The sequence below is a fragment of the Pseudomonas sp. P9_31 genome (assembly GCF_034008235.1).
In the GTDB taxonomy this organism is placed as follows: domain Bacteria; phylum Pseudomonadota; class Gammaproteobacteria; order Pseudomonadales; family Pseudomonadaceae; genus Aquipseudomonas.
The window spans coordinates 4894089-4918573 of sequence record NZ_CP125375.1 but is presented as its reverse complement, the minus strand read 5'-3'; the positions used below and the strand labels follow the sequence as shown (position 1 = coordinate 4918573).

The 24485-nt window shown below is 59.2% G+C and carries 21 protein-coding genes and 1 pseudogene; 8 read left to right on the top strand and 14 right to left on the bottom strand.

The annotated features are described in order from the left end of the window. Positions 1 to 53 precede the first annotated feature (53 nt). Complete coding sequence (locus QMK51_RS22190; RefSeq protein ID WP_258697254.1) at positions 54 to 968, top strand: LysR family transcriptional regulator; 915 nt, start codon at positions 54 to 56, stop codon at positions 966 to 968. Between the two features lie 64 nt (positions 969 to 1032). Here QMK51_RS22190 and QMK51_RS22185 read toward each other — a convergent pair whose 3' ends face one another. The 9 genes from QMK51_RS22185 to QMK51_RS22145 form a co-directional block, all read right to left on the bottom strand. Then, positions 1033 to 1518 carry a DoxX family protein gene (locus QMK51_RS22185; protein WP_320391885.1) on the bottom strand — a complete coding sequence of 162 codons (486 nt, stop codon included), beginning with the start codon at positions 1516 to 1518 and terminating at the stop codon, positions 1033 to 1035. Next, a complete protein-coding gene (locus QMK51_RS22180) occupies positions 1515 to 2273 on the bottom strand; it encodes a DNA-binding domain-containing protein (protein WP_320391883.1) in 759 nt (252 codons plus the stop codon). Before QMK51_RS22180 ends, QMK51_RS22185 begins: the two co-directional genes overlap by 4 nt. Beyond that, complete coding sequence (locus QMK51_RS22175; RefSeq protein ID WP_320391881.1) at positions 2270 to 3124, bottom strand: DUF692 domain-containing protein; 855 nt, start codon at positions 3122 to 3124, stop codon at positions 2270 to 2272. The genes QMK51_RS22180 and QMK51_RS22175 overlap by 4 nt, the downstream gene beginning before the upstream one ends. A gap of 25 nt (positions 3125 to 3149) precedes the next feature. Continuing rightward, the gene (locus tag QMK51_RS22170; protein WP_019580935.1) at positions 3150 to 3455 is read right to left on the bottom strand and encodes a DUF2282 domain-containing protein; all 306 of its coding nucleotides are present in this window, start codon (positions 3453 to 3455) and stop codon (positions 3150 to 3152) included. 302 nt (positions 3456 to 3757) lie between these two features. Continuing rightward, positions 3758 to 4459 carry an ABC transporter ATP-binding protein gene (locus QMK51_RS22165; RefSeq protein WP_007906649.1) on the bottom strand — a complete coding sequence of 234 codons (702 nt, stop codon included), beginning with the start codon at positions 4457 to 4459 and terminating at the stop codon, positions 3758 to 3760. After that, a complete protein-coding gene (livG, locus tag QMK51_RS22160) occupies positions 4460 to 5227 on the bottom strand; it encodes a high-affinity branched-chain amino acid ABC transporter ATP-binding protein LivG (RefSeq protein WP_320391877.1) in 768 nt (255 codons plus the stop codon). Beyond that, on the bottom strand, positions 5224 to 6480 hold the full coding sequence (locus QMK51_RS22155; RefSeq protein WP_320391875.1) for a high-affinity branched-chain amino acid ABC transporter permease LivM: 1257 nt from the start codon (positions 6478 to 6480) through the stop codon (positions 5224 to 5226). The genes livG and QMK51_RS22155 overlap by 4 nt, the downstream gene beginning before the upstream one ends. Further along, complete coding sequence (livH, locus tag QMK51_RS22150) at positions 6477 to 7400, bottom strand: high-affinity branched-chain amino acid ABC transporter permease LivH (protein WP_320391874.1); 924 nt, start codon at positions 7398 to 7400, stop codon at positions 6477 to 6479. The genes QMK51_RS22155 and livH overlap by 4 nt, the downstream gene beginning before the upstream one ends. Positions 7401 to 7632: 232 nt before the next feature. Beyond that, on the bottom strand, positions 7633 to 8760 hold the full coding sequence (locus QMK51_RS22145) for a branched-chain amino acid ABC transporter substrate-binding protein (protein WP_320391873.1): 1128 nt from the start codon (positions 8758 to 8760) through the stop codon (positions 7633 to 7635). 349 nt (positions 8761 to 9109) lie between these two features. Here QMK51_RS22145 and QMK51_RS22140 point away from each other — a divergent pair, with 349 nt between their 5' ends. Continuing rightward, a complete protein-coding gene (locus QMK51_RS22140; RefSeq protein ID WP_320394551.1) occupies positions 9110 to 9415 on the top strand; it encodes a DUF2288 domain-containing protein in 306 nt (101 codons plus the stop codon). 300 nt (positions 9416 to 9715) lie between these two features. Here QMK51_RS22140 and QMK51_RS22135 read toward each other — a convergent pair whose 3' ends face one another. Beyond that, the gene (locus QMK51_RS22135; protein ID WP_237883827.1) at positions 9716 to 11911 is read right to left on the bottom strand and encodes a hypothetical protein; all 2196 of its coding nucleotides are present in this window, start codon (positions 11909 to 11911) and stop codon (positions 9716 to 9718) included. Between the two features lie 224 nt (positions 11912 to 12135). Here QMK51_RS22135 and QMK51_RS22130 point away from each other — a divergent pair. Beyond that, a pseudogene (locus tag QMK51_RS22130) lies at positions 12136 to 12672 on the top strand (NAD(P)-dependent oxidoreductase); the annotation flags it as partial. Here the strand turns inward: QMK51_RS22130 and QMK51_RS22125 are convergent. Beyond that, complete coding sequence (locus QMK51_RS22125; protein WP_320391867.1) at positions 12563 to 14845, bottom strand: bifunctional diguanylate cyclase/phosphodiesterase; 2283 nt, start codon at positions 14843 to 14845, stop codon at positions 12563 to 12565. The pseudogene QMK51_RS22130 and the gene QMK51_RS22125 overlap by 110 nt on opposite strands. Positions 14846 to 15138: 293 nt before the next feature. Between QMK51_RS22125 and QMK51_RS22120 the strand changes: the two genes are divergently transcribed. Continuing rightward, a complete protein-coding gene (locus tag QMK51_RS22120; protein WP_320391866.1) occupies positions 15139 to 16488 on the top strand; it encodes an MFS transporter in 1350 nt (449 codons plus the stop codon). A 94-nt stretch (positions 16489 to 16582) separates the two neighbouring features. Here the strand turns inward: QMK51_RS22120 and rapA are convergent, their stop codons facing one another. After that, positions 16583 to 19429 (bottom strand): RNA polymerase-associated protein RapA, encoded by a 2847-nt coding sequence (gene rapA / locus QMK51_RS22115; protein WP_258697245.1) that lies wholly within the window; start codon positions 19427 to 19429, stop codon positions 16583 to 16585. Positions 19430 to 19658: 229 nt separating this feature from the next. On the opposite strand from rapA, the gene QMK51_RS22110 reads away from it, so the two are divergent. The 3 genes from QMK51_RS22110 to ccoM all read left to right on the top strand — a co-directional run bounded on the left by QMK51_RS22110 (position 19659) and on the right by ccoM (position 20528). Further along, positions 19659 to 20000 carry an aspartate-semialdehyde dehydrogenase gene (locus tag QMK51_RS22110; protein WP_320391864.1) on the top strand — a complete coding sequence of 114 codons (342 nt, stop codon included), beginning with the start codon at positions 19659 to 19661 and terminating at the stop codon, positions 19998 to 20000. A 105-nt stretch (positions 20001 to 20105) separates the two neighbouring features. Continuing rightward, positions 20106 to 20267: a hypothetical protein gene (locus QMK51_RS22105; protein WP_219096873.1), complete on the top strand. Its 162-nt coding sequence runs from the start codon at positions 20106 to 20108 to the stop codon at positions 20265 to 20267. A 144-nt stretch (positions 20268 to 20411) separates the two neighbouring features. Then, on the top strand, positions 20412 to 20528 hold the full coding sequence (gene ccoM, locus QMK51_RS22100) for a cytochrome c oxidase subunit CcoM (protein ID WP_007926603.1): 117 nt from the start codon (positions 20412 to 20414) through the stop codon (positions 20526 to 20528). A 254-nt stretch (positions 20529 to 20782) separates the two neighbouring features. On the opposite strand, the gene QMK51_RS22095 is transcribed toward ccoM, so the two are convergent. Continuing rightward, positions 20783 to 22258 (bottom strand): inorganic phosphate transporter, encoded by a 1476-nt coding sequence (locus QMK51_RS22095; RefSeq protein ID WP_320391858.1) that lies wholly within the window; start codon positions 22256 to 22258, stop codon positions 20783 to 20785. Positions 22259 to 22636: 378 nt separating this feature from the next. Beyond that, complete coding sequence (locus QMK51_RS22090; protein ID WP_007935837.1) at positions 22637 to 22837, bottom strand: hypothetical protein; 201 nt, start codon at positions 22835 to 22837, stop codon at positions 22637 to 22639. A gap of 665 nt (positions 22838 to 23502) precedes the next feature. On the opposite strand from QMK51_RS22090, the gene pcaR reads away from it, so the two are divergent. Then, the gene (gene pcaR / locus QMK51_RS22085; RefSeq protein ID WP_007903845.1) at positions 23503 to 24345 is read left to right on the top strand and encodes a pca regulon transcriptional regulator PcaR; all 843 of its coding nucleotides are present in this window, start codon (positions 23503 to 23505) and stop codon (positions 24343 to 24345) included. Positions 24346 to 24485 lie beyond the last annotated feature (140 nt).

The following is a 24485-nucleotide window of genomic DNA, read 5'->3' as shown; positions in this document are numbered from 1 at the left end:
TTATTGATAAGCGTGCTAATAGGCAACCTTTGGTTTTCAAATGGAAACAATCCATGAGCGAAATGGACGACCTGGCGGCGTTCGCGATATTGATCGAGGCGGGCAGTTTCACCTTGGCGGCGCAGCAACTGGGTTGCAGCAAAGGGCAACTCTCCAAGCGCATCAGCCTGCTGGAAACGCGGTTTTGCGTGGTGTTGCTGCAACGCACCACGCGCCGCTTGAGCCTGACGGCGGCGGGCGCGGCGCTGTTGCCGCAAGCCCAGGCGCTGGTGATTCAAGTCGAGCGAGCGCGTCAGGCGTTGGCGCGGCTGAAGGACGACATGGCCGGCCCGGTGCGGATGACAGTTCCGGTTTCACTGGGGGAAACCTTCTTTGACGGCGCATTGCTGGAGTTTTCCCGGCAGTACCCCGAGGTGCAGATCGAGCTGGAGCTCAACAACCACTACCGCGACCTGTCCCGTGACGGATTCGATCTGGCGATCCGCTCGGAAGTGGCCAACGACGATCGCCTGGTCGCCCGCCCGCTGCTGGCCTGGCACGAGATGACTTGCGCCAGCCCGGCGTATCTTGAGCGATGCGGTGAACCGCTGACGCCTCAGGCGCTGGCCGAACACCGGTGCCTGCTCAACAGCCATTACAGCGGTCGCGAAGAATGGCTCTATCACCAACAGCACGAGTTACTGCGGGTGCGAGTGTCGGGACCGTTCGCCAGCAACCACTACAACCTCTTGAAGAAGGCCGCGCTGGCGGATGCGGGCATTGCGCGTTTGCCGTCGTACTTGCTGCAAGAGGAATTGGCTGACGGGCGTTTGAGATGGCTCCTGCGCGATTATCAGACTCGCAGCATGCCGATGTATCTGGTGCACCCGTATCAGGGCGGATTGCCGAAGCGCACCCAAGTGCTGGCGGATTATTTGATTGGTTGGTTCAAGCGCAGTGGCGAGGCGTTGGATCGGCTTCAACGATAACGGGAACTGGTGCAATTGGATCGGCAGCTCCTACAGGGGATCCCTATCCGTCAATGGTTGGCCGTTAGCGGGCGTAACGCTTGGCAATCAGATGATCAATCGACAACTTGCCCGGCCCGGTCGCCATCAAGTACAGCAGCACCGCCGCCCAAGTACCGTGAGTCGGATAGGCATCGGGGTACACGAACAGCTGAATAGTCAGCGTCATACCCAGCAGTGCCAGCGCCGAAAAACGTGTGGCGAAGCCGATCAGAATCAGCACCGGAAAGAAATGCTCGGTGAAGGCCGCCAGGTGCGCCGCCAGTTCCGGGGAGAGCAGTGGCAGGTGATATTCGCTCTGAAACAACGGAATAGTCGAGCCCGCCAGCCGTGGTACGCCGACTTCAAAGGTGCCGTCGATCAAGTCGATGGCCAGGCCTTCCACTTTGGTCTGCCCGGACTTCCAGAACACCGCGGCAATGGAAAAGCGCGCGATAAACGCGATCAGGCTGTGGGGGATTTTTTCCAGCAGCGCGATGGTACGGGCGATGGGGTTCTGGCGACTGTTCATGGCGATACCTTGTGGTGTAAATGGGTGATGACGTGGTGGCTGATCAGCAGCGCCAGGGTTTGGCTGAGGTCGAAGGCGGGCGCAGCCTCTAATGCTTGGGTCAGGGATTGGCCGTTTTGCAGGTTCTGAATGAATGTGCTGGCGCCGTGGTCGATGGCGAACACCTCAACCTCCAGCCCATTGCGCAATACCAGCGCGTTTTGCCCGTGGTCGACGTCGATTCCGGTCAGCGTCGCGTCCTGTTGATGGGCCGCCCAGATCGCAACCACCGCGAAGGCTGAAGTCAGTAGATTCAGGGAGGGATGAAGGCCGACCGTCAGCTCGCTCAGCGCTTGCGGGTCCGACAACGCGGCGGTGATCTGTTCATGGCTCAGGGGTTGGGCGTCGGCGGCGTGATAGACCTGAACGCGCAACCGCTCCAGCCGCGCCACGTCGGCCAGATAAGCCACACTGGCTGCCGGTTCAAAGCGGTCGATGAACTCGGCGAAGTCCTTGCCGTAGTCGTTGATGAACGGGCTTTGAGGCGGGCAACTCTGCGCATACAACCCCGCCATCGCCCGGAAAAAATCATCACCGACTAACTGCAAAACCACTGGGTAGCTATCCGCCAATGCGTTGATCAGCGAACTCTGCACATTGTTGCGATACACCGCGAAACGGCTGGCGGGATCGGCGCCGTTGGCACTGAACAAACCCTCGGGGCAGGGCCGTTGCGGATCGAGCAGGGCGGCGGCAAACGCGGCGTGAGTGCTCATGATCGGCTCCCCGCGCAATGCAGCAACTCATCAGCCTGACGGGCTTCGGCATGCAGCACGCTGAAGGCCGGTAACTGGTTGTCGCGCTCGAGCAACGTGGCGATCGGGCCAACTCGCTCCAGCACCTGCCCATACAGTGCCCACACCGCGTTATCGATGGGCGCACCGTGATCGTCGATCAGCAGACGATCACCGAGGCTGTCGGTGTCTTCGGCAAACCCGGCCAGATGAATCTCGCCTACTGCGTGCAGCGGCAGCGCGTCGATGTAGGCCAGTGGATCTCTTTGATGATTGATGCAGGAAACGTAGACGTTGTTGACGTCCAGCAGCAGGCCGCAGCCGGTGCGGCGAATGACTTCACTGATGAAGTCGGCTTCGTCCAGGGTCGAGCGCTGGAACGCCAGATACGTCGCCGGGTTCTCCAGCAGCATCGGACGTTTGAGGGTGCTCTGCACCTGATCGATGTGCTCGCAGACGCGGTCCAGCGTCGGCGCATCATAGGCCAGGGGCAGCAGGTCGTTGAGAAACACCGGGCCATGGCTGGACCAGGCCAGGTGTTCGGAAAAGGACTGGGGTTGATAGCGTTCGATCAGTGCGGCAAGCCTTTGCAGGTGCTGAAGATCCAGCGGACCTTCGGCACCGATGGACAGGCCAACACCGTGCAACGACAGCGGATATTGCTCGCGGATCAACCCCAGAAAATGATGAAACGGGCCGCCGGCCACCATGTAGTTTTCGGCGTGGACTTCGAAGAAACCGATGTCCGGTTGTGCACCGAGCACTTCACGAAAGTGCTCGGTCTTGAGCCCCAGCCCGGAGCGGGGCGGGAGCCCGGAGAATGAATTGTTCATGGTCGACACTCAGGCTGGGGGCTGATTACGACTTGGCTTTGTAGGCTTCCATCTGGCCGAAACCGGTTGGCGAAGTCTTGCTCTCGGTGGTCATGCAGGTGCCTTTCGGGACGAGTTTCCAGGCATTGGCCTGGTGATCCATTTTGGCGGTGCCGGCGCAAGTGGTGCCAGCGCCTGCGGCGCAATCGTTATGACCTTTCATGGCCACGCCGAAGCATTTTTCCATGTTGGCGTCAGCGGCATGGGCAGTCGACACGGCGGCGATGCTCAGGGCAGAACCGAGGGCCAGAACCAGGGCGGTGGCGGACAGGGTGCGGGTGGTAGCAGTCATGATGTTTCTCCGAAATTGAGCTTGGGTTGGCAAGCGTTTGTGCTTGCTTACCGCTCTAGAGAAACGACAGGGCGTGGCGTTACAGCTGACAGCGAATTTTTTTCAGAAATCTTCAAAACACCACAAATCCCCTGTGGGAGCGGGCTTGCCCGCGAAGGCGGTGTGTCAGCCAACATCTCTGTTGAATGTGATGCCGCTTTCGCGAGCAAGCCCTCTCCCACAGGGGATCTCCATTGGTGTGTGGGTTGTGGCAGGCACAAAAAAACGGCCGCGAAGGCCGTTTTTTTGTTCATCGGTATGGCTTAGCCGCCGAGGTACGCTTCGCGCACTTTCGGGTCGGTCAACAGCGCTTCACCCGTCCCTGTCATCACCACCCGGCCGTTTTCCAGCACGTAGGCACGGTCAGCGATTTTCAGAGCCTGGTTGGCGTTCTGCTCAACCAGAAACACCGTCACACCGTCCTTGCGCAGCTGTTCGATGATGTCGAAGATCTGCTGGATGATGATCGGTGCCAGGCCCAGCGACGGCTCGTCGAGCAGCAACAGCTTGGGCTTGCTCATCAGCGCGCGGCCGATGGCGAGCATTTGCTGTTCGCCGCCGGACATGGTGCCACCGCGCTGGGCGAAGCGTTCTTTCAGGCGTGGGAAAAGTCCGAGGACCTTGTCCATCTGTTCCTGATAGTCGCCCTTATCGGTGAAGAATCCGCCCATGGCGAGGTTCTCTTCCACGGTCAGACGGGCAAACACCCGACGACCTTCCGGGACCACGGCGATGCTTTTACGCATGATATGCGACGAGTCCTGGCCGACGAGCTCTTCGCCCATGTAGCGGATGCTGCCGCTATGGGCTTGCGGCGAACCGCAGAGGGTCATCAGCAGGGTCGATTTGCCGGCACCGTTGGCGCCGATCAGGGTCACGATCTCGCCCTGGCGGACTTCGACGTTGACGCTGTGCAGCGCCTGGATCTTGCCGTAGAAGGTGGAAACGTTTTCGAACTGCAGCATTTACGCTTCCCCCAGGTAGGCTTTGATCACTTCAGGATTGTCGCGGATCTGCTCCGGCGTGCCATTGGCCAACGGTGTGCCCTGGTTGATCACGAAGATGTGGTCGGAGATGCTCATGACCAGTTTCATGTCGTGTTCGATCAGCAGCACAGTCACATTATGCTCTTCACGCAGGGTGCCGATCAGTGACTTGAGGTCTTCGGTTTCCCGCGGGTTGAGGCCGGCCGCCGGTTCGTCGAGCATGAGGATCCGCGGACGGGTCATCATGCAGCGGGCGATTTCCAGGCGACGTTGCTGACCGTAGGCCAGTGTGCCGGCCGGACGGTTGGCGAACTCCTTGAGGTTGACCTTTTCCAGCCAGTACTCGGCGTATTCCATGGCCTCGCGTTCGCTTCTGCGGAACGCCGGGGTCTTGAACAGGCCGGCCAGGAAGTTGGTGTTCAGGTGACGGTGTTGCGCGATCAAGAGGTTCTCGACCGCCGTCATTTCCTTGAACAGCCGCACGTTCTGGAAGGTCCGTACCACGCCTTTGAGGGCAATCTTGTGGCCGGGCAGGCCCTGGATCGGCTCGCCGTCCAGCACGATACTGCCGGCGGTTGGCTGGTAGAAACCGGTCAGGCAGTTAAACACGGTGGTCTTGCCGGCACCGTTGGGGCCGATCATCGATACCACTTGTTTCTCTTTGACGCTCAAGGCCACGCTGTTGACCGCCAACAGGCCGCCGAAGCGCATGCTCAGGTCTGTGACTTTCAGGATCTCACGGCTCATTTGCGCAGCTCCATGTGGGGGCGTTGCATAGGCAGCAGACCTTGAGGACGCCAGATCATCATCAGCACCATCAAGGCGCCGAACATCAACATGCGGTATTCACTGAATTCACGCATCATTTCCGGCAACAGGATCATCACCGTGGCGGCGAGTACGACGCCCAGTTGCGACCCCATGCCGCCCAGCACCACGATGGCGAGGATGGTCGCCGATTCGATGAAGGTGAAAGACTCCGGTGTCACCAGGCCTTGGCGCGCGGCGAAGAAGCTGCCGGCGAAACCTGCGAAACAGGCACCGAGGGTGAAGGCCGACAGCTTGATGACCGTAGGGTTGAGACCCAGCGCACGGCAGGCGATTTCGTCTTCACGCAGCGCTTCCCAGGCACGACCCAGGGGCATGCGCAGCAAGCGGTTGATGACGAACAGGGCGAACAACGCCAGGAACAACGCCACCAGGTAAAGGAAGATCACCTTGTTGATCGAGTTGTATTCCAGGCCGAAGTACTCGTGGAACGTCTGCAGGCCTTCGGCGGCTTTGCGTTCGAAGGTCAGGCCGAAGAACGTTGGCTTCTCGATGTTGCTGATGCCGTTCGGGCCGCCCGTGAGGCCGGTCAGGTTACGCAGGAACAGACGGATGATTTCACCGAAGCCCAGGGTCACGATCGCCAGGTAGTCACCACGCAGACGCAGCACCGGGAAGCCGAGCAGGAAGCCGAAGGTGGCCGACATCATTCCGGCGATCGGCAGACAGATCCAGAAGCTCAGGCCGTAGTAGTGCGACAGCAGCGCGTAGCTGTAGGCGCCCACGGCGTAGAAGCCGACGTAACCGAGGTCGAGCAGGCCGGCCAGGCCGACCACGATGTTCAGGCCCAGGCCGAGCATCACGTAGATCAGCACCAGGGTGGCGATGTCCACCGCCCCGCGGGAGCCGAAGAACGGCCAGACCAGCGAACCGACGATCAACGCGATGATGATCCAGCGCTGGGTGGTCGGCAGGGTCAGGAAGTGACTGGCCTTGGCCGGCATCACCGGCAGGCTTGGCGAGGATTTCCAGGCCGCGCTGATCGAGTGGTCGAACAGCACCCGCAGGAACATCAGCACCGAGCACGCGGCGATGGTGATCATTGTGGCAGTACTGGCGCCCTGGACTTCGAGGTTGATGCCGACGATGGTCAGTTTCAGACCGAGTACCGGGTAGGCCACGGCCCACACCAGCAAGGCACTGAAAAGCGCCTGTTTAAGATTCCTAGTCATACTTTCTCAACCTCCGGACGGCCCAACAGGCCGGTTGGCCGGAACAACAACACCAGGACCAATAGACCGAACGCCACGACGTCCTTGTACTGGTCGCCGAAAATATCGGCACCAAAGGCTTCCGCCACCCCCAGCACCAACCCGCCGAGCATGGCGCCGGGGATGCTGCCGATACCGCCCAGTACCGCGGCGGTGAAGGCCTTGAGGCCGACCAGGAAACCGGCGTTCGGGTTGATCACGCCGTATTGCATGCTCAACAGCACAGCTGCGATAGCCGCCAGTGCCGCACCGATGACGAAGGTCAGGGCGATGATGTTGTTGGTGTTGATGCCCAAGAGGTTGGCCATCTTGATGTCTTCGGCACAGGCACGGCAGGCGCGACCCAGGCGAGAGCGGGAGATGAACAGCGTCAGGCCGAGCATGGCGACCAGCGTCACCACGAACACCACGATCTGCATGTAGGAAATCAGCACTTCATGTGCGCCACCTGGCCCGATGGAGAAGTTGCCGGGGATCAGGTTGGAGATGGATTTGTCCTTGGAGTCTTGCGAAAGCAGAACGGTGTTCTGCAGGAAGATCGACATGCCGATGGCGGAAATCAGCGGGATCAGACGGTTGCTGCCGCGCAGGGGGCGGTAGGCGATCCGTTCGATGCTGTAGCCGTAGGCACTGGTAACGACGATGGTCGCGATGAAAGCGGCGGTCATCAATAACGGGACGCTCTCGAGTCCCAGCATGGCCAGCCCGGCGATGGCGATGAACGCCACGTAAGAGCCGATCATGTAAACCTCGCCGTGGGCGAAGTTGATCATTCCAATGATGCCGTAAACCATCGTATAGCCGATGGCGATCAGGGCATACGTGCTGCCAATGGTCAGACCATTAACCAGCTGTTGGAAAAAGTGATAGATGTCAGGCATTACAGCGCTCCTAAAAACCTGATACGCATTTCACTGGTGGAGTCATTTTCCCGCTCGAGCCCCATGGATCTGCATCCACTTCGAATTCGAGGTTTGCCAGCGAACCGCTGATGACGGTTTTGAGATTTTCAGGTGGGGAGGCTGGCGGATCACGCCAGCGCGGCCCAATACGTTCGTAAAATAAAGCCCACGGCACGCCGTGGGCTTTATTGGCAATCAGTTCGGCTGCGCCTTACTGAGGCGAAACTTCAGTTTTAGGTTTGCCGAAGTGCCACTGGTAAACCACGAATTTGAAGTCTTTCAGGTCACCCTTGGCGTCGAAGCTCAGGTCGCCAGTCGGGGTCTTGAAGGTACCTGCGTGGATGGCAGCAGCCACTTTGGCAGTGTCTTCGCTCTTGGCGGCCTTGATGCCTTCGGCGATCACTTCCACAGCCGAGTAGGCCGGGAACACGAACGGACCGCTCGGGTCTTCTTTCTTGGCTTTGAACGCGTCAGCCAGGGCGATGTTGGCCGGATCCTGGTCGAAGGATTTCGGCAGGGTCACCAGCAGGCCTTCGGAGGCTTCCTTGGCGATCTGCGAAATGGAGTCGTTACCCACGCCTTCCGGACCCATGAACTTGGCTTTCAGGCCTTTTTCCTCGGATTGACGCAGGATCAGACCCAGTTCCGGGTGGTAGCCGCCGTAGTAGACGAAGTCGACGTTGGCTTGCTTGAGCTTGGCGATCATCGAGGAGAAGTCTTTGTCGCCGGCGTTGATACCTTCGAACACGGCAACCTTGACGCCTTTGCCTTCGAGGGTTTTCTTCACGGCGCTGGCGATGCCTTCACCGTATTGCTGTTTGTCGTGCAGCACGGCAACGATTTTCGGTTTTACGTGATCGGCGATGTAGTTACCGGCGGCAGGGCCCTGGGCGCTGTCCAGACCGATGGTGCGGAACACCATCTTGTAACCACGGGAGGTGATGTCCGGGCTGGTGGCAGCCGGGGTGATCATGATCACGCCTTCGTCTTCGTAGATGTCGGACGCCGGTTGAGTGGAGCTGGAGCACAGGTGGCCGACCACGAACTTGACGCCGTCGTTGACGACTTTGTTCGCGACCGCTACCGCTTGTTTTGGATCGCAGGCATCGTCGTATTCAACGGCTACGAGCTTCTTGCCGTCGACGCCGCCCTTGGCATTGATTTGTTCGATGGCCATTTTGGCGCCACTGAACTGCATGTCGCCGTATTGGGCTACAGGGCCGGTTTTAGGGCCGGCGATGCCGATCTTGATGGTGTCGGCGGCGAACGAATGGCTGGCAACTCCGGCCAGAACCATAGCGGCAAACAGTTTTGAAATCTGCTTAGTAGCCTTAGTCATAGTGCTCCACTCTTACTGTTGTAGTTTTTATAGTCCTGGCGCCGTAGCAGCAGAACCGGGTCAGATATCGTCGATATCCTCCGGAAAATGCCCCCGGCAACTGTACCGGTACAGTGTAGAGCGCCGATTGTTAGCCTGGGAAGCTGGCGCCAGGGGGCAAAACCTGAGGATGTCGCTTTATTGAAAGAAAAAGACAGAATCGCGGCGGATGTTAGCTGGCTAACACTTGATTCAGCAGCATTCCCTGGCTTTCCTGCGTTTCTCATTCGGTGACGCGATTGCATCCGGGTTTTTCTGGCGCATTAGCGACGTTATCATTCACGTCGATTTCTTTTGCGGACAGGAACCCATGACTCAAGAACCTAGCACCCTCTATGCCAAGCTGCTTGGTGAGACCGCATCTATTACCTGGAAAGAGTTGGAGCCATTCTTCGCCAAGGGTGCCCTATTGTGGGTCGATCCAGGCCTGGATTTGATCGCCGCAGCAGAAGCGGTGGCGACCGATGAAGGCGAGAAAGTGGCTGCCTGGCTGGCCGCCGACAAGGTCGCCAAGCTGTCTGAAACGCGGGCGCTGGATCTTTTCGAGCGCGATCCCGAACTGTGGGCCGTTGTTGTTTCGCCGTGGATTCTGATCCAGGAAAGAGCGCAGGCCTGAAGGTTTGCACTGATTTGGTGCTGGCCTTTGTCGGGCAAAAGTGTGTAGCCGAGTAGCGTGATGGCATGTTGCCGTAGAGAAAGGCCACAGAAGGGTCTTGGCGAGGGTGACGTAAACGTAACGGGAACAGTTTATTGAGCAACCGATTGGCTGCTTAATTGTTTCTGGATGTTGGTGATTTGTGGTGATGCTTATGCCGCCATCGCGAGCAGGCTCGCTCCCACAATGTGATCGCGTTCCTCCTGAAAGTCCGCGGTCTCCTGTGGGAGCGAGCCTGCTCGCGATTGGGCGCGCCGCTAATTACGCCGTCTTGCCCGTATGGTTATTCAAAGAAATAACCTTGGTCTTGCCAATCCGGTGACGGTAGATCTCGCGCAGGTACTTGATCGCTTTTTTCACGCAATCCCGGGACAGGCGGATGTCGTTGATCGAGACGAACTTGTCCTTGTCGTTGATCAGTTCGCGGTACTTCTTCTCGTACATCGGTTTGATCGCGTACCAGTTGGTATCGAGGATCTTCGCCGGGTTTTCGAATTCGTTGAGTAGTTCGTCGATCCGGTCTTCGTCGAAGTCTTCATTGATGATGAAGTCCAGGATCGAGTTGTCCAGAGTCTCGTCGAAGCGGTACGGGTTTTTCGCAAAGCAACGCTTGATGAAGGCCACGATCAGGGTCAGGAAGTCGTCCGACAGGCACGGGCTCTTGGCGATCAGGGTGGTCAGCGACAGGTTGGCCGAGGCGCCGATCACCAGCGCGTAACGCTTGAGCGTGGTGTTGGGGAACAGGCTGTTGAGGTGAGTCTTCAACCGGTTCAGGTCCATGTAGGACAGCTTGTAGTCTTTAGGCAACGAAACAATCGATACCACCGACGAGCAATTCTTGAAGAAGTGCAGGTCGTGCAACGCGGCCGCGTCGTAGCCCGAATTCTTGTACTGCTCCAGCGAAGCGCGATAGCGCTTGGACTCGATCGGCAACAGGCTGATGCCTTCGATCGCCTGGGTGACCTTGTTGAAGTGCGGCAGGTCGATGGAGCGGAAGAACAGGTCGTCGATGTTCAGGCGCTGCGGCTCTTTCTCGAACACCTTGAACTTGTCGCTGCTCGGCGGCGGGGTTTCCGGCACCACGGACTCGGCGTAAGCAATCGCCACCGGGCCGGCCAGGCTCATGAACAGGTCGTTGGCGTCCAGGCGAATGGTTTCGCCGATGTCGATGCCGGCGCGACGGAAATAGTTCTGGTCGTAGTCGGTGGTCACCGCCTGCGCTGTCAGAATGTTGAATATCTGCTGTGAGATGTACTGGTTGGCGTGCTTTTCCATGGCATTGACATCAATGTTCTGGATATTGCCGTCATCGCTCTCTTCGGCATAACGCATGATGTCGTTGGAGATCAGCATCATCGCGTTCCATGGGCGAATGCGCCCCATGACGCTGGCTTCGCTGCTGTCTTCGTTGGCGAAGTTGTAGGAGAAGTCCCATTCTTCCGACAGGTATTTGCACAGTAGGCGACCGGCGTTGATGTGCAGCGCCTCGGACATTTCACTGCGGTGATCGGAAATATTCGGCAGTACGCAAATGCCGCTGGTGAAGATCGGCTCGAAGACGAAGGAATGACCGCTCTTGCCGTCGTGCTCGTCCATCGGCTTGGTGTCGAACGTTTTGTTCATGTACGAGTGTTGCTGGGCCAGGCCGAATTCCGAGGCCATGCCCGAACCGGTACCGCCACCGGCGCTGAAGATCGAGAAATACAGGCGCGACTGGTTGGCCTTGATCCCGCAGCTGTCGATCAGGTACGAGTGAATCATTTTCCAGTCAGGGCTGGAGAACCGCTGGGTGTCCTTGTTCAGGATGATCTTGGCCAGGTACTGACCGAGGATCGGCGCGTTACCGGCGCCACCGGCGTGGACTTCCGACAAGTCCATGATTTTCATTTTGCTGTAGTCACGCAGAAAGCCGCTTTTTTCGCCCTTGCGCGAGAAGCGGATGCGACCGGCGATGTCCTTGTCCAGGTCGCCGAGCATCACCAGCGGTTCGACCAGGAACACCGGTTTGGTGGCCTTGTTCGGCCCCAGGCGCAGGTTGTTGCGAATCCACTGCGCTGGGCTGTAGCCCTTTTCGGCGTAGCGTTTGTCCGGCGACAGACGGTCTTCGTTGTTGAATTCGTTGAGGTAGAACTTGCGGGCGTTGTACACCAGCTCCGCCACGTCCAGCGCGATGTTCGAACCACAGCGGCCCAGGCCGATCAGGCACACCGACGGGAATTCCTGGTCGTTGTGCTGTTCGTTGTCACCTTCCAGATGGGGCGGGCGCGGGAACACCAGATCGCGCAGGCCGTCGAGGTTGTCGAGGATGCGGTCGGTATTGGTTTCGGTGAAGTACAGGTATTGCTGAGTCGCCAGTGGACGCGACGGGGTCAATGGCTTCGACGATGAGGGGCTGTTCGCCGCGGGGCTCAGGGTCAGATCGGATACCGCGGTGGCCGGATTATTTTTGGAAGTCATTTGCGCCATATACCTGGACTGGTCGGCTCGGCGACAAGTGTCATCGAGTCATCACGGAATGGGATCTCGCGTCTTTTTGCTGCGCGAATGTGGCCCAAGCGTCAGGGCCTTGGCCTGAGCATCGCTCGGGGGAATCCTTTCCTTAATCATGATGAGTCGGCCAATATTCGATGATCTTTAATCAAAGGGAGGCTAAATGATGGCAGCGTTACCTTCGCAGGGGTTGGCTCGATGCACCGGTGTCCGGCGGGGTGGTCGGCGCCGAGGCCGGCAGCCTGGCGATCATGGTCGGTGGCGAGGCGGCAGACCTTGCGCGGGTGCGGCCGGTGTTGTTGACCCTTGGCCAGCGGGAGGCCCACATGGGGGCCGTCGGCGCAGGGCAGGTGACCAAGGCCTGCAATCAGATGATTGTCGCCTGCAATGCTCTGGTCATTGCCGAAGTGGTGGCCCTGGCCGAGCGTTCCGGGGTCGATGCCCGCCTGATCGCCGAGGCGTTGGCCGGTGGTTTCGCCGATTCAAAACCGTTGCAGATTCTTGCGCCGCAAATGGCCGAGAGCCGCTTCGAACCGATGAAATGGCACGTACGCACGCTGCTCAAGGATCTCGACACCGCCGTGAAGTTTTCCCGCGAACAGGGTTCGGCCACGCCGATCAGCGGATTGGCCGCACAACTGATGCGCCTCCATGGGGGGCAGGGGTTTCTGGAGAAGGATCCGTCGACGCTAGTGCAGTTGTACCGCGAGCCAGACTCAACGGATTGACGGTGTGCGTGTGTTTGCGCTGGTTGATTTCGGCCAGCACCGGACGCAATTCAGCCAGCGGCACCGGACGGCTGAGCAGGTAGCCCTGAACGAAGTCGCAGCCGTGGCGTTCGAGAAAATCGTATTGCTCGAAAGTTTCGACGCCTTCGGTGACGACCTGCAAATGCAGGGTGTGGGCCATGACGATAATGGCCATGACGATTTCCATGTCCTGGGTGGCCTTGGGGATGTCTTGAATGAACGAGCGGTCGATCTTCAGCGTGTTCAATGGCAGGCGCCTGAGGTAGGCCAGGGATGAGTAGCCGGTGCCGAAGTCATCGATCGACAACGAAACCCCGAGGGCGCGAATCTGCCGCAGCAACACCAGGGTGTTGGTGATATTGCCCATCAGCGCGTTCTCGGTCACTTCCAGTTCCAGCCGCTGTGGTGCTACCCCGCAGATGCGCAGGGCGTGTTCGATTTCCTCGGCCAACTCTTCTCGCGCCAGGTTCAGGGGCGAGCAATTCACCGCGATTTTGAGGCCTTCGCAATCGTGGCGGGACAGCTCACCCAAGTCTTCGCAGGCCTTGCGCAGCACCCAGTTGTCCAGTTCGGCGATCAGGCCGTTGGCCTCGGCGATGGCGATGAACCGATCCGGCGTCAGTAATCCGTGAACCGGGTGTTGCCAGCGAATCAACGCTTCAAGTTTGGTGACCTGGCCGTTTTTCAGGTCATAGATGGGTTGGTAATACAGCATCAACCCGATGTTTTCGCGCAGGGCATAACGCAGTTCTTCTTCGAGTTGCAACTCCAGGGTGGCACGGGTTTTCAGGTTTGAACTGAAAAAATGCAGCGCGTTACGACCGCAGTCCTTGGACTGGTATAGCGCCAGATCGGCGTTCTTCAGCAATTCCTCGCAAGTCTTGCCATCTTCCGGAAACAGGCTGATGCCGATACTGGTAGTCATGACCATGCGCCGTCCGGACAACTCGATGGGGTCCTTCATTTTCAGCATGATGCGCTGGGCCATTTGCCGTGCTTCTTCGCGGTCGTACAGGCTGAAGAGGATGCAGAATTCGTCGCCTCCGAAGCGCGCCACCACGTCTTCATGGCTGCGTATCGAGGCCTTGATATGGCTGGCCAGGACTTTGAGCAGTTCGTCGCCGGCGTCATGGCCGAGGCTGTCGTTGATCCGCTTGAAGTGGTCGATATCGAGGAACATCATCGCCAGCATGCCGCCTTCGTTGGTTTTCTCGATGAGTTTCTCGGCAAAGATCTGATTGAAGCCCCGGCGGTTGATCAGGTTGGTCAAGGGGTCGTAGTGCGCCACCTGTTGCAGCGACATGCGTGCCTGATCCAGTTGGCTGAGCAGGGCGTTGACCCGCTGCAGGTCGGACTCCTTGTGTTGCAGCTTCTTGTCCGCCAGCGCGGCACTGATGCTGCTGCCGATAATCAGCAGTGTGATCACCGCCACTGTCAATCCCAGTTGCAGGTGATTGTCGTCCTCGGGCAGTGGTTGAAGGCTGCCAGCGGGCAGCACCAGGCTGAGTGCCGCCATGCCGGTGAAATGCATGCTGACGATGCCGGCTCCGAGCACCAGGCTGGCGGTGTATTTGAGCAGTTGATGTAGCACACCGGCGCCATCGCGCAGGTGACTGGAAATCAACAGAGCGGCCAGGCTGGCACCGATGGCGATCACAATGGAAAGGGCGAACAGGAAGGGGTGGTAATAGACCCGCGCATTCGATCGCAGGGCGGCCATGCCAACGTAGTGCATGGTCGCGATGCCCAGGCCGATCCACACCGCGGCTTGCAGGTATCGTCGGAAACTCGGCTGAGGATGACTGAGGGTGTACATGGCCAGCCACGAGGCGGTCAGGGCGAACAACAGCGAGAGCAGGGTGGTGGGCAGGTGGTAATGGATTTCGATCGGCGCCTGGAACGCCAGCATGCTGATGAAATGCATGGCCCAGATGCCGCCGGCCAGACACCCGGCGCCGACCCAGCGCCAGAGCCGCTGGGAGGCTGATTTTTCCACATGCCCGACCCGTTCGGTCATATCCAGCGTGGCAAAGCCGGCCGTGCAGGCGACCAGATAGGCCAGCAACACTAGAAAAGGGTTATGGGTGCAATCGAGTATGACCTGCCCGCTCTCTGGCAGCCCGGTCATGAAATGCAAACCCAGCCACTCCATAGCATGCCCCGTCTCTGATTCATCCTGGCCTGCGTCGTGCACGCGGGCGAATGCTTGCAGTATAGAGGCCATGCATGGAGCGCAAGGGGTGGTGGCACATTAGTGCCAATGCTTTTGGAATGGCTTTTAGAGCTATTGGAAATAAATTGTTGCATGGGCCGCGCTGGCTGCCATGGATGGATATCAGCCTTACGAATAATGACAGACAGCGCTGGCGGGCCTGACTAGATTGACGGTTCCGGGCTCGAATGCGTTGGCAATGAAGCCCCAATAACAATAAAAGAGACGGACCCATGCAGAACTCGACCCAAGCGGCGAATGCCTGGCGCATTCTGTTCCTGTTGTTCCTGGCCAACCTGTTCAACTTCTTCGACCGCACGATCCCGGCCATCATCATCGAGCCGATCCGCATGGAGTGGCACCTCAGCGACTTTCAACTGGGGATCATCGGGACTGCATTCACCATCGTTTACGCCATTGCCGGCCTGCCTCTGGGGCGATTGGCCGATACCGGTTCGCGCAGCAAACTGATGGGCTGGGGCCTGGCGGCGTGGAGCGGGCTGACAGCGGTCAATGGGTTGGTGGGCAGTTTCTGGAGTTTCCTGATCGTGCGCATGGGCATCGGCATTGGTGAGGCCAGTTACGCGCCGGCCGCCAACTCGCTGATCGGCGATTTGTTCCCGGCTCACCGTCGGGCGCGGGCCATGGGTATTTTCATGCTCGGTTTGCCGCTGGGCCTGTTGTTGGCATTCTTCACCATTGGCGCGATGGTCAAGGCGTTTGACAGCTGGCGTGCGCCGTTCTTCATCGCGGCGGTGCCGGGGCTGATCCTGGCAGTCTTCATGTTCTTCATCAAAGAGCCGAAACGTGGCGCGGCAGAAAGCGTGCAAGTGTCTCAGGAACGCGTGGACCGGCCGATCCGTCGGGTGCTGGCGGTGCCGACTTTCCTGTGGCTGGTGATGGCGGGGCTGTGCTTCAACTTCGCCACCTATGCCTGCAACTCGTTCCTGGTGCCGATGCTGCAGCGTTATTTCCTGATGCCGTTGCAGGAAGCGGCGGTGGCGACCGGGGTGATCGTCGGGGTGACCGGGTTGTTCGGCCTGACACTCGGCGGCTGGATTGCCGACAAGATTCACCAGCGGGTGGCCAATGGGCGACTGCTGTTCGCGGCGTTCAGCCTGGTCATTTCAACCTTGTGCACGGCCTGGGCGCTGCACGCCGGACGGATCGAGATCGGGTTGTTTGTCGCGGTGTTCAGCCTGGGTTGGTTGTTCGCCTACAACTTCTACACCTGTGTGTACACGGCGATTCAGGACGTGGTCGAACCGCGCCTGCGAGCGACGGCGATGGCGTTGTTCTTTGCCGGGTTGTATCTGTTGGGCGGTGGCTTGGGGCCGGTGGTGGTGGGCGGATTGTCTGATCATTTTGCGCACTTGGCCATGCTCTCGGCCGGCGCTGAGCAGATGACTGAAGCCTTCAAGGCTGTTGGTTTGCATGATGCGATGTATCTGATTCCGGTGGCATTGTTCTTTACGATGGTGTTTCTGTTTTTGGCATCGCGGTGTTTTGTGAGGGATGCCAAACGGATGAAGGAAGGGTTGGTGGCGGTGGCTGAGCCGCAGACTCCGGCGGTCACCGCGTAAATGATCGTTCCCACGCAGAGCATGGGAACGATCAGCAGACAAAAAAAGGCCCGCATCGCTGCGGGCCTTCTTTTTAGCGGTGGAGCAGAGCGGATTAACCCGCCACCAGCACCCGAATCGCTTCCAGTCGCAGCGCCGCCTTGTCGAGCATGGCCAGGCCTTGCTCACGTTGCTTGCGCAGCGCAACCAGTTCGCTGTCACGTACGGTCGGGTTGACCGCTTGCAAGGCGGTCAGGCGTGCCAGTTCTTCGTCGGTATCCGCCGCCAGGCGACGTTGCGCCTCGGCCACGCGCTCGGCGTGACGTGGGGTGATCTTCTCTTCGCCGGCGTTGATCCGTGGCGTCAGCTGGTCGCGCTGGGCCTGGATGAACTTGTTGGCACTGGCGCGGGGCACGCTTTCCAGCTGATCGTTCAGGGTTTCGAACGACACCCGGGCCGACAGGTCATTGCCGTTGGCGTCGAGCAGGCAGCGCAGGGCGGCTGGCGGCAGGTAACGGCCCAGTTGCAGCGAACGCGGGGCAACCACTTCGCTGACGTAGAGCAGTTCCAGCAACACGGTGCCCGGTTTCAGTGCCTTGTTCTTGATCAGCGCCACGGCGGTGTTGCCCATCGAACCGGACAAGACCAGGTCCATGCCGCCCTGGACCATCGGGTGCTCCCAGGTGATGAACTGCATGTCTTCGCGAGACAACGCCTGGTTGCGGTCGTAGGTGATGGTCACGCCTTCGTCGTCGCCCAGCGGGAAGCTGGCGTCGAGCATTTTTTCGCTTGGCTTGAGGATCAGCGCGTTTTCCGAATGGTCTTCGCTGTCGATGCCGAAGGCGTCGAACAGGGTTTCCATGTAGATCGGCAGGGCGAACTGATCGTCCTGCTCGAGGATCGCCTCGACCAGCGCATCGCCTTCGCCCGCGCCGCCGGAGTTGAGTTCCAGCAAGCGGTCGCGACCGGTGTGCAGTTCGGCTTCGAGACGCTCACGCTCGGCGCGGGCTTCGTCGATCAGCGCTTGCCACTCGCCATCGTCGGCGTTTTCCAGCAGCGGCAGCAGGCGTGGGCCGAACTGATGCTGCAAGGCGTTACCGGTCGGGCAGGTGTTGAGGAACGCGTTCAGCGCTTCGTGGTACCACTGGAACAGCCGTTCTTGCGGGCTGGTCTCCAGGTACGGCACGTGCAGTTCGATGACGTGCTTCTGGCCGATCCGGTCGAGACGACCGATACGCTGCTCCAGCAGGTCCGGGTGCGACGGCAGGTCGAACAGTACCAGATGGTGCGAGAACTGGAAGTTGCGACCTTCACTGCCGATTTCCGAGCAGATCAGCACCTGAGCGCCGAATTCTTCGTCGGCGAAGTAGGCGGCGGCGCGGTCACGCTCGAGGATGTTCATGCCTTCGTGGAAGACCGTGGCCGGAATGCCGGAACGTACGCGCAAGGCGTCTTCCAGGTCCATGGCGGTTTCGGCGTGGGCGCAGATCACCAGCACTTTGGTGCGTTTGAGCATTTTCAGCTGATCGATCAGCCACTCGACGCGCGGGTCGAACTTCCACCAGCGCTCTTCTTCGTTGGCGTCCGGCTGGGCCTGGAAGCTGACTTCCGGGTACAGCTCGGCGTGATCGCCCAGTGGCAGTTCGAGGTATTCGGCCGGGCACGGCAACGGGTACGGATGCAGTTTGCGCTCGGGGAAACCCTGCACGGCGGCGCGGGTGTTACGGAACAGCACGCGGCCGGTGCCGTGGCGGTCCAGCAGTTCGCGGACCAGACGAGCGCTGGCTTCGGTGTCGCCATCATTGACGGCGGTCAGCAGGGCTTCGCCTTCGTTGCCGAGGAAACCGTGGATGGTCTTGTGCGCTTCAGGCGACAGACGCCCTTTGTCCAGCAGCTCCTGAACGGCTTCGGCCACCGGGCGATAGTTTTCGCTCTCGGCGCGGAAGGCGTGCAGGTCGTGGAAACGGTTCGGGTCGAGCAGGCGCAGACGGGCGAAGTGGCTGTCCTGACCCAGTTGTTCCGGGGTAGCGGTCAGCAGCAAGACGCCGGGAATGACTTCGGCCAGTTGCTCCACCAGGGAGTATTCAGGGCTGACCTGGTCTTCGTGCCACACCAGGTGGTGCGCTTCGTCGACCACCATCAGGTCCCAACCCGCTGCGAACAACGCGTCCTGGGCCTTTTCGTCTTCCACCAGCCACTCAAGTGCAACCAGCGCAAGCTGGGTGTCTTCGAACGGGTTGGCGGCATCGCTTTCGATGAAGCGTTCTTCGTCGAACAGGGCGACTTGCAGGTTGAAGCGGCGGCGCATTTCCACCAGCCACTGGTGCTGGAGGTTTTCCGGCACCAGGATCAGCACGCGGTTGGCGCGGCCCGAGAGCAGTTGGCGATGGATCACCAGACCGGCTTCGATGGTCTTGCCCAGGCCCACTTCGTCGGCCAGCAGAACCCGCGGCGCGATACGGTCGGCGACTTCACGGGCGATGTGCAACTGGTGCGCGATGGGTTGCGCCCGCACGCCGCCCAGGCCCCAAAGGGAGGACTGCAACTGGCGGCTGGTGTGCTCGAGGGTGTGATAACGCAGGGAGAACCAGGCCAGCGGGTCGATCTGGCCGGCGAACAGACGGTCGCTCGCCAGGCGGAACTGAATGAAGTTCGACAGCTGGGTTTCCGGCAGGGTAACCACTTCGTTTTGCGCGTTGAGGCCGTGGTAGACCAGCAGGCCGTCGACGTCGTCGACTTCTTGTACGGTCAGTTTCCAGCCTTCGAAGTGAGTGATCGAGTCACCCGGCGAAAACCGCACGCGGGTGAGGGGCGCATTCCGTAGCGCGTACTGGCGAGTGTCGCCAGTGGCCGGGTAGAGCACGGTCAACAAGCGGCCGTCCTGTGCCAGAACGGTGCCTAAACCCAGCTCGGCTTCGCTGTCACTGATCCAGCGTTGCCCCGGTTGATACTGCTGCGCCATGCTGCCTGACTCCCACCTTGAAAAAGCGGGCTATCTTAACGGAATGAGCCTTCAGGACCAAAGGATTACATGCGCTCGCCGATGGAGGATGCGAACTTTTCGGGAGATGAAGATCAAAAGATCGCAGACTGGGCCAGCTCCTACGGTGCCAGACGGATCACAAGTTTGCGACCGATGGCTCAAGTCGCCATCCCCGCAGCCGACAGCCTGCTGACAGGAGACTAAAAATATGCTGCCACCGATGCTCCCCTTGAGCGCCGTGCCGATCACTTCACAGCAGGATCCGATCCGCCAGCGCCCGGATATTCCGCCCGTGGTGCCGGTGCAGGAAAACTCCAACGAAAGCACCATCGACCTGCAAAAGCGCGATCCGGAAGAGGCGGGCCTGCAGCTGCGCGAGGAACAGCGTCGTCGGCAGGAACGGGAGCGGCGCCGTCATGAGGCCGATGAAGATCCTGAAGAACACCTCGCGATTCCCGGAAATGAACTCAATGCCGACAACACCGTGCCGGTGGTACCGTTGATGGAGAATCAGCCACGTCAGGGATTGTGGGTCGATATCGAGATCTGAAGTGTCGGATGACTGGTCAGCACCCGCGCCAGACCGCATTATTGGCACAATCCTACCGCCTTTAGCCGGCAGCTGAATTCATTTCCAAGCGATGCACTGAACGCCATGAACCAAGATGACAAGCTGATTGACCTCAACTCCGAACGTGCCAAACGGGTTCATGACCTTAATGAAAAACGCCTGAACGAAGTGCGCCAAGCGTTTGAGCAGGCCATGCCGCTGGGTAAAGCGAAGAAAAAGCCGAAGAACAAACCGAAAAAACGTTGAAACACCCTGCATCGGTTGATACAGGTCAGTTATTTCCCTTCCTTTACGCCCAGTCTTGGGCGGCATTGATCCCGGTCAATTTTTTCTCCTGCCCGATTGGTTAACTTAGCCCCATCGCAACAGGGCAAGTGCAGGAGGCCAGTCATGTTTTTCGACAACGTGGTGATCGCCGGAGTGCTGACTGTCGGCCTCATGGTTCTGTTTTTTGCCGGGTTTGGATTTTTCATCTGGAAGGATGCGCATAAGCGCAAGAAGCCGTAGGTCTTTCTGGAGCAATGAGCACGCAAGGCATTTTGGGCGACTTCGGTCGCCCTTTTTTTTTGTCTGTGGTTTTCCGGGGTACACGATCAACTGTGGGAGCGGGCTTGCCCGCGATAGCGATAGGTCTGTTACATCGATGTCGGATCTGCCGCCGTCATCGCGGGCAAGCCCGCTCCCACAGGGATCAGTGGTGTGATTGCAGGAATAAAAAAGGCGCGAACCTCACGGAACGCGCCTTTTTCAATAGCGGTAGATCAGCTACCCAGTGCCTTCGATGCCAGCCAGAACAGACCGGCCGACAGGGCCACGGTGGCTGGCAGGGTCAGGACCCAGGCCAGCAGGATGTTTCTGACGGTACCGCCTTGCAGGCCGCTTTTATTGGCGACCATGGTGCCGGCTACGCCTGAGGACAGGACGTGGGTGGTGGAAACCGGCAGGCTGAAGATGTTGGCCATGCCGATCATGCACGCGGTGGTGATCTGCGCCGACATGCCCTGGGCGTAGGTCATGCCTTGCTTGCCGATTTTCTCGCCGATGGTCAGTACCACGCGTTTCCAGCCGACCATGGTACCCAGGCCGAGGGCCAGGGCAACCGCCAGAATCACCCAGAACGGGGCGTATTCGGTGGTGGTGGTCAGGTCCTTGCGCAGCTTGTCCAGGTCCGCCTTTTCACGGGCAGCGAGGCCAGGCAACTTGCTGACTTTCTTCGCCGTGTCGTCCAGGCAGAGCAGGTAACGACGCACTTCGATGCGGCTTTCCGACGGCAGCGAGTGGTAGTCCGCTACGCCCTTGAGGGTGTCGAGCAGGGCAGTGATGGTCGGTTCGGTCTGTTGCGGGTTGCAACGGAATTTCTCCGGCAGATCACCTTCCACACTCTTGCCCAAGGCCAGGAATTCACCCAGCGTATCGGCATTGCGCTTGTAGAACTGACTCAGGTGCAGGGTCGCATCGCGAGTCCGCTCGATCTGGTAGGTGGTACTGCTCAGGTCGAGGACGAACTGCGCCGGCACGATGCCGATCAGTACCAGCATGATCAGGCCGATACCTTTCTGGCCATCGTTCGAGCCGTGCACGAAACTGACCGCCATCGCCGAAATCACCAGCACCAGACGGTTCCAGAACGGCGGGTGTTTCTTGTCGTCGATCTTGCGGCGCTGTTCCGGTGTCTTGTGCATCTTGGACAGCGGACGCCACCATTTAAGGCCGATCAGCACCAGGGCTGCAATCAGGAAGCCTGCCATCGGCGAGAACACCAGGGACGCCCCGATATCGATCGCTTTTTGCCAGTTCACACCGTCGGCCAACGGAATGTCGTTGATCAGGGCGTTGGCCAGGCCAACCCCGAGGATCGAACCGATCAGCGTGTGGGAGCTGGAGGCTGGAATACCGAAGTACCAGGTGCCCAGGTTCCAGGTGATGGCGGCGGCGAGCAACGAGAACACCATGGCCAGTCCGTGACCGGTGTTCACATTGATCAGCAGTTCAACCGGCAGCAGATGGACGATGGCATACGCCACGCCCACACCGCCCAGCAATACGCCGAGGAAGTTGAACACACCGGAAAAGAACACCGCCAGATGAGGCGGCATGGCTTTAGTGTAGATAACAGTGGCCACCGCGTTTGCGGTGTCATGAAAGCCGTTGATGAACTCGAAGGCGAGGACAAAGGCCAGGGCGAGCAAGAGGCTCACAAGCACCCAAGCATCCAGTCCGCTGAATAAATCGATCATGAAGGTTTTCTGACCCGTTCGTAAGGGGGCGCGATTATGCCAGAAAAGACTGCTAATCGATGCACTAGCTGCTCGTCGGTAACATTCTTCAACGAATTAATTTGTGGCAATCCCCTAAGTCCCAGGCTTTTTCAGGGCTTTACAAGTCGTTGAATTTGCTTGGAAAGGCAGCAGCCACAAGGGTTTCGCTCGTCGGAGCGAGAGGCTTGGACGCTTGTGTGAAATATCTGAGAAGAGGGTCAGACATGAGCCATTTTCCTCATCCAATGGATGAGAGGAGCCGCCGCCCGCTTGTAGCGGGCGCGAAAAGCATCATCGATACAACCCGCTTTTAACGGGTGTAGACGCAGGCTCTTGAAAGGAATCAGGCCGAGGCAGTCATGGCTCTTCGGCTTTGAGTTCCTTTTCCATCTTCTGCAATTCCTGGGTGAAGGCCTGATCCTGAACGGTGGCGCGTTTACGCCAGGGTTTGCGTTCGGGTTCGGGCTGAGCGGCGTAAGTGGTGACTTCCCCGCCGTAAACTTCCTTGTAACGTTGTTCCTGGCGCTCAAGTTCTGCGCGCAGTTCGTCTTTCGTCACAGTGCTACCTGATTGAGTTGAGATTAATTCTGGTGAAACGCGCTGCATCGATCTATTGACCATGCTCGTAGAAAGGATAATGCCTGACACGGCATCATTCCCACGGCGCAATCAATACTTCCTTGTTGCAGGCGGCCACGGCACCAGAGAAAAACAGCTGACGTAGCATCAGTCTCCTGTTTCAGCGAGCGCGTTGGCGGAGCATATGAAATGAGCGTCAGGCGCTTGCTGCGGACAGCGGCAATGGATATTGCGCTGCCGGTTGGCGGATTCGGCACGTAAAAAACCGGTCGCCATTGAGATGCATTATAGCGGTCGATCCGAAGAACACTATCTCTCGAGAGTTAAAAGTAGTTCCTCATGTGTGATTGTTTTGTTGCTCCTAACTTTAGCGGTAACTACGGTGGGCTGATGCCAGTTGCTGCGGTGACATTCTGACGCCATTAAGCCGAACAAATTATTACATCGTCCTCCTTTAAGCCAGTGACCGAAAATAACAACCGTGTTGTGCGGCGAGTGAAAGCCGTGTGGCTCACCGTAAGCTCTATCGATTGCGATTATCGGCCTGCGGTTCGATAATCGCCCAATGTTGGCGGCCGGTGACTTGTGTGCCAGACCGGCAGCCGCTTGTAATAGTCGCTGATCCGCGTGGGGAACAACCTGATATGAACGATCAAATGCGCAATTCCTTCGCTTCAGTAGCACCGCCGATCGTCGCCTCGCCCGCCAAGCGAATTCAGGCCCTGACCGGTGACCCGGATTTCATGACTTCCCTGGCGCGTGGCCTGGCGGTGGTGCAAGCGTTCCAGGAGCGCAAGCGGCACCTGACCATTGCACAGATCAGCCACCGTACGGAAATTCCCCGCGCCGCTGTGCGACGTTGCCTGCATACCCTGATCAAGCTCGGCTACGCCACCACCGACGGGCGCACCTATTCGCTGTTGCCCAAAGTCTTGACCCTGGGCCATGCCTATCTGTCGTCGACCCCGCTGGCGGTGTCTGCCCAGCCGTACCTGGACCGCATGAGCGAGCAACTGCACGAGGCCTGCAACATGGCCACCCTGGAAGGTGATGACATTTTGTACATCGCGCGCTCGGCGACCACCCAGCGGCTGATTTCCGTCGACCTCTCGGTGGGTGGACGCTTGCCGGCCTATTGCACCTCCATGGGCAGGATTCTTCTCGCCGCGCTGGACGACACGTCGTTGCGCGAGTATCTCGACCATGCCGAGCTGCAAGCCAAGACCAGTCGCACCTTGCATACTCCCGAGGCATTGCTCGAATGCCTGCAAGAGGTACGGCAACAAGGCTGGTGCATCGTCGATCAGGAACTGGAGCAGGGGCTGCGCTCGATTGCCGTGCCGGTGTACGACGCTTCCGGCCAAGTGGTGGCGGCGCTGAACGTCAGCACCCATGCCGGCCGGGTCAGTCGCAGCGAGCTGGAGCAGCGTTTCCTGCCCGGCCTGCTAAGTGCCAGTCGTGATCTGAGCGCGCAACTCTTTGCCTAAGCTGTTCGATAAACGCACAGAGTTGCGCTTATCGAATTGACGCTCTTTCCCTTGGCTCATTAATGTCGCGGCAGCGTCATCCGGCGCTGCTGACCTTCAGTCAGTCGCCGGACGACGACCCCAATAATAATGAGAAGAGG

Excerpts from the sequence above, each read along its gene's own strand:
- QMK51_RS22190 (WP_258697254.1), top strand. The coding sequence starts at position 54 with ATGAGCGAAATGGACGACCTGGCGGCGTTCGCGATATTGATCGAGGCG.
- QMK51_RS22185 (WP_320391885.1), bottom strand. The coding sequence starts at position 1,518 with ATGAACAGTCGCCAGAACCCCATCGCCCGTACCATCGCGCTGCTGGAA.
- QMK51_RS22180 (WP_320391883.1), bottom strand. The coding sequence starts at position 2,273 with ATGAGCACTCACGCCGCGTTTGCCGCCGCCCTGCTCGATCCGCAACGG.
- QMK51_RS22175 (WP_320391881.1), bottom strand. The coding sequence starts at position 3,124 with ATGAACAATTCATTCTCCGGGCTCCCGCCCCGCTCCGGGCTGGGGCTC.
- QMK51_RS22170 (WP_019580935.1), bottom strand. The coding sequence starts at position 3,455 with ATGACTGCTACCACCCGCACCCTGTCCGCCACCGCCCTGGTTCTGGCC.
- QMK51_RS22165 (WP_007906649.1), bottom strand. The coding sequence starts at position 4,459 with ATGCTGCAGTTCGAAAACGTTTCCACCTTCTACGGCAAGATCCAGGCG.
- livG (WP_320391877.1), bottom strand. The coding sequence starts at position 5,227 with ATGAGCCGTGAGATCCTGAAAGTCACAGACCTGAGCATGCGCTTCGGC.
- QMK51_RS22155 (WP_320391875.1), bottom strand. The coding sequence starts at position 6,480 with ATGACTAGGAATCTTAAACAGGCGCTTTTCAGTGCCTTGCTGGTGTGG.
- livH (WP_320391874.1), bottom strand. The coding sequence starts at position 7,400 with ATGCCTGACATCTATCACTTTTTCCAACAGCTGGTTAATGGTCTGACC.
- QMK51_RS22145 (WP_320391873.1), bottom strand. The coding sequence starts at position 8,760 with ATGACTAAGGCTACTAAGCAGATTTCAAAACTGTTTGCCGCTATGGTT.
- QMK51_RS22140 (WP_320394551.1), top strand. The coding sequence starts at position 9,110 with ATGACTCAAGAACCTAGCACCCTCTATGCCAAGCTGCTTGGTGAGACC.
- QMK51_RS22135 (WP_237883827.1), bottom strand. The coding sequence starts at position 11,911 with ATGACTTCCAAAAATAATCCGGCCACCGCGGTATCCGATCTGACCCTG.
- QMK51_RS22125 (WP_320391867.1), bottom strand. The coding sequence starts at position 14,845 with ATGGAGTGGCTGGGTTTGCATTTCATGACCGGGCTGCCAGAGAGCGGG.
- QMK51_RS22120 (WP_320391866.1), top strand. The coding sequence starts at position 15,139 with ATGCAGAACTCGACCCAAGCGGCGAATGCCTGGCGCATTCTGTTCCTG.
- rapA (WP_258697245.1), bottom strand. The coding sequence starts at position 19,429 with ATGGCGCAGCAGTATCAACCGGGGCAACGCTGGATCAGTGACAGCGAA.
- QMK51_RS22110 (WP_320391864.1), top strand. The coding sequence starts at position 19,659 with ATGCTGCCACCGATGCTCCCCTTGAGCGCCGTGCCGATCACTTCACAG.
- QMK51_RS22105 (WP_219096873.1), top strand. The coding sequence starts at position 20,106 with ATGAACCAAGATGACAAGCTGATTGACCTCAACTCCGAACGTGCCAAA.
- ccoM (WP_007926603.1), top strand. The coding sequence starts at position 20,412 with ATGTTTTTCGACAACGTGGTGATCGCCGGAGTGCTGACTGTCGGCCTC.
- QMK51_RS22095 (WP_320391858.1), bottom strand. The coding sequence starts at position 22,258 with ATGATCGATTTATTCAGCGGACTGGATGCTTGGGTGCTTGTGAGCCTC.
- pcaR (WP_007903845.1), top strand. The coding sequence starts at position 23,503 with ATGAACGATCAAATGCGCAATTCCTTCGCTTCAGTAGCACCGCCGATC.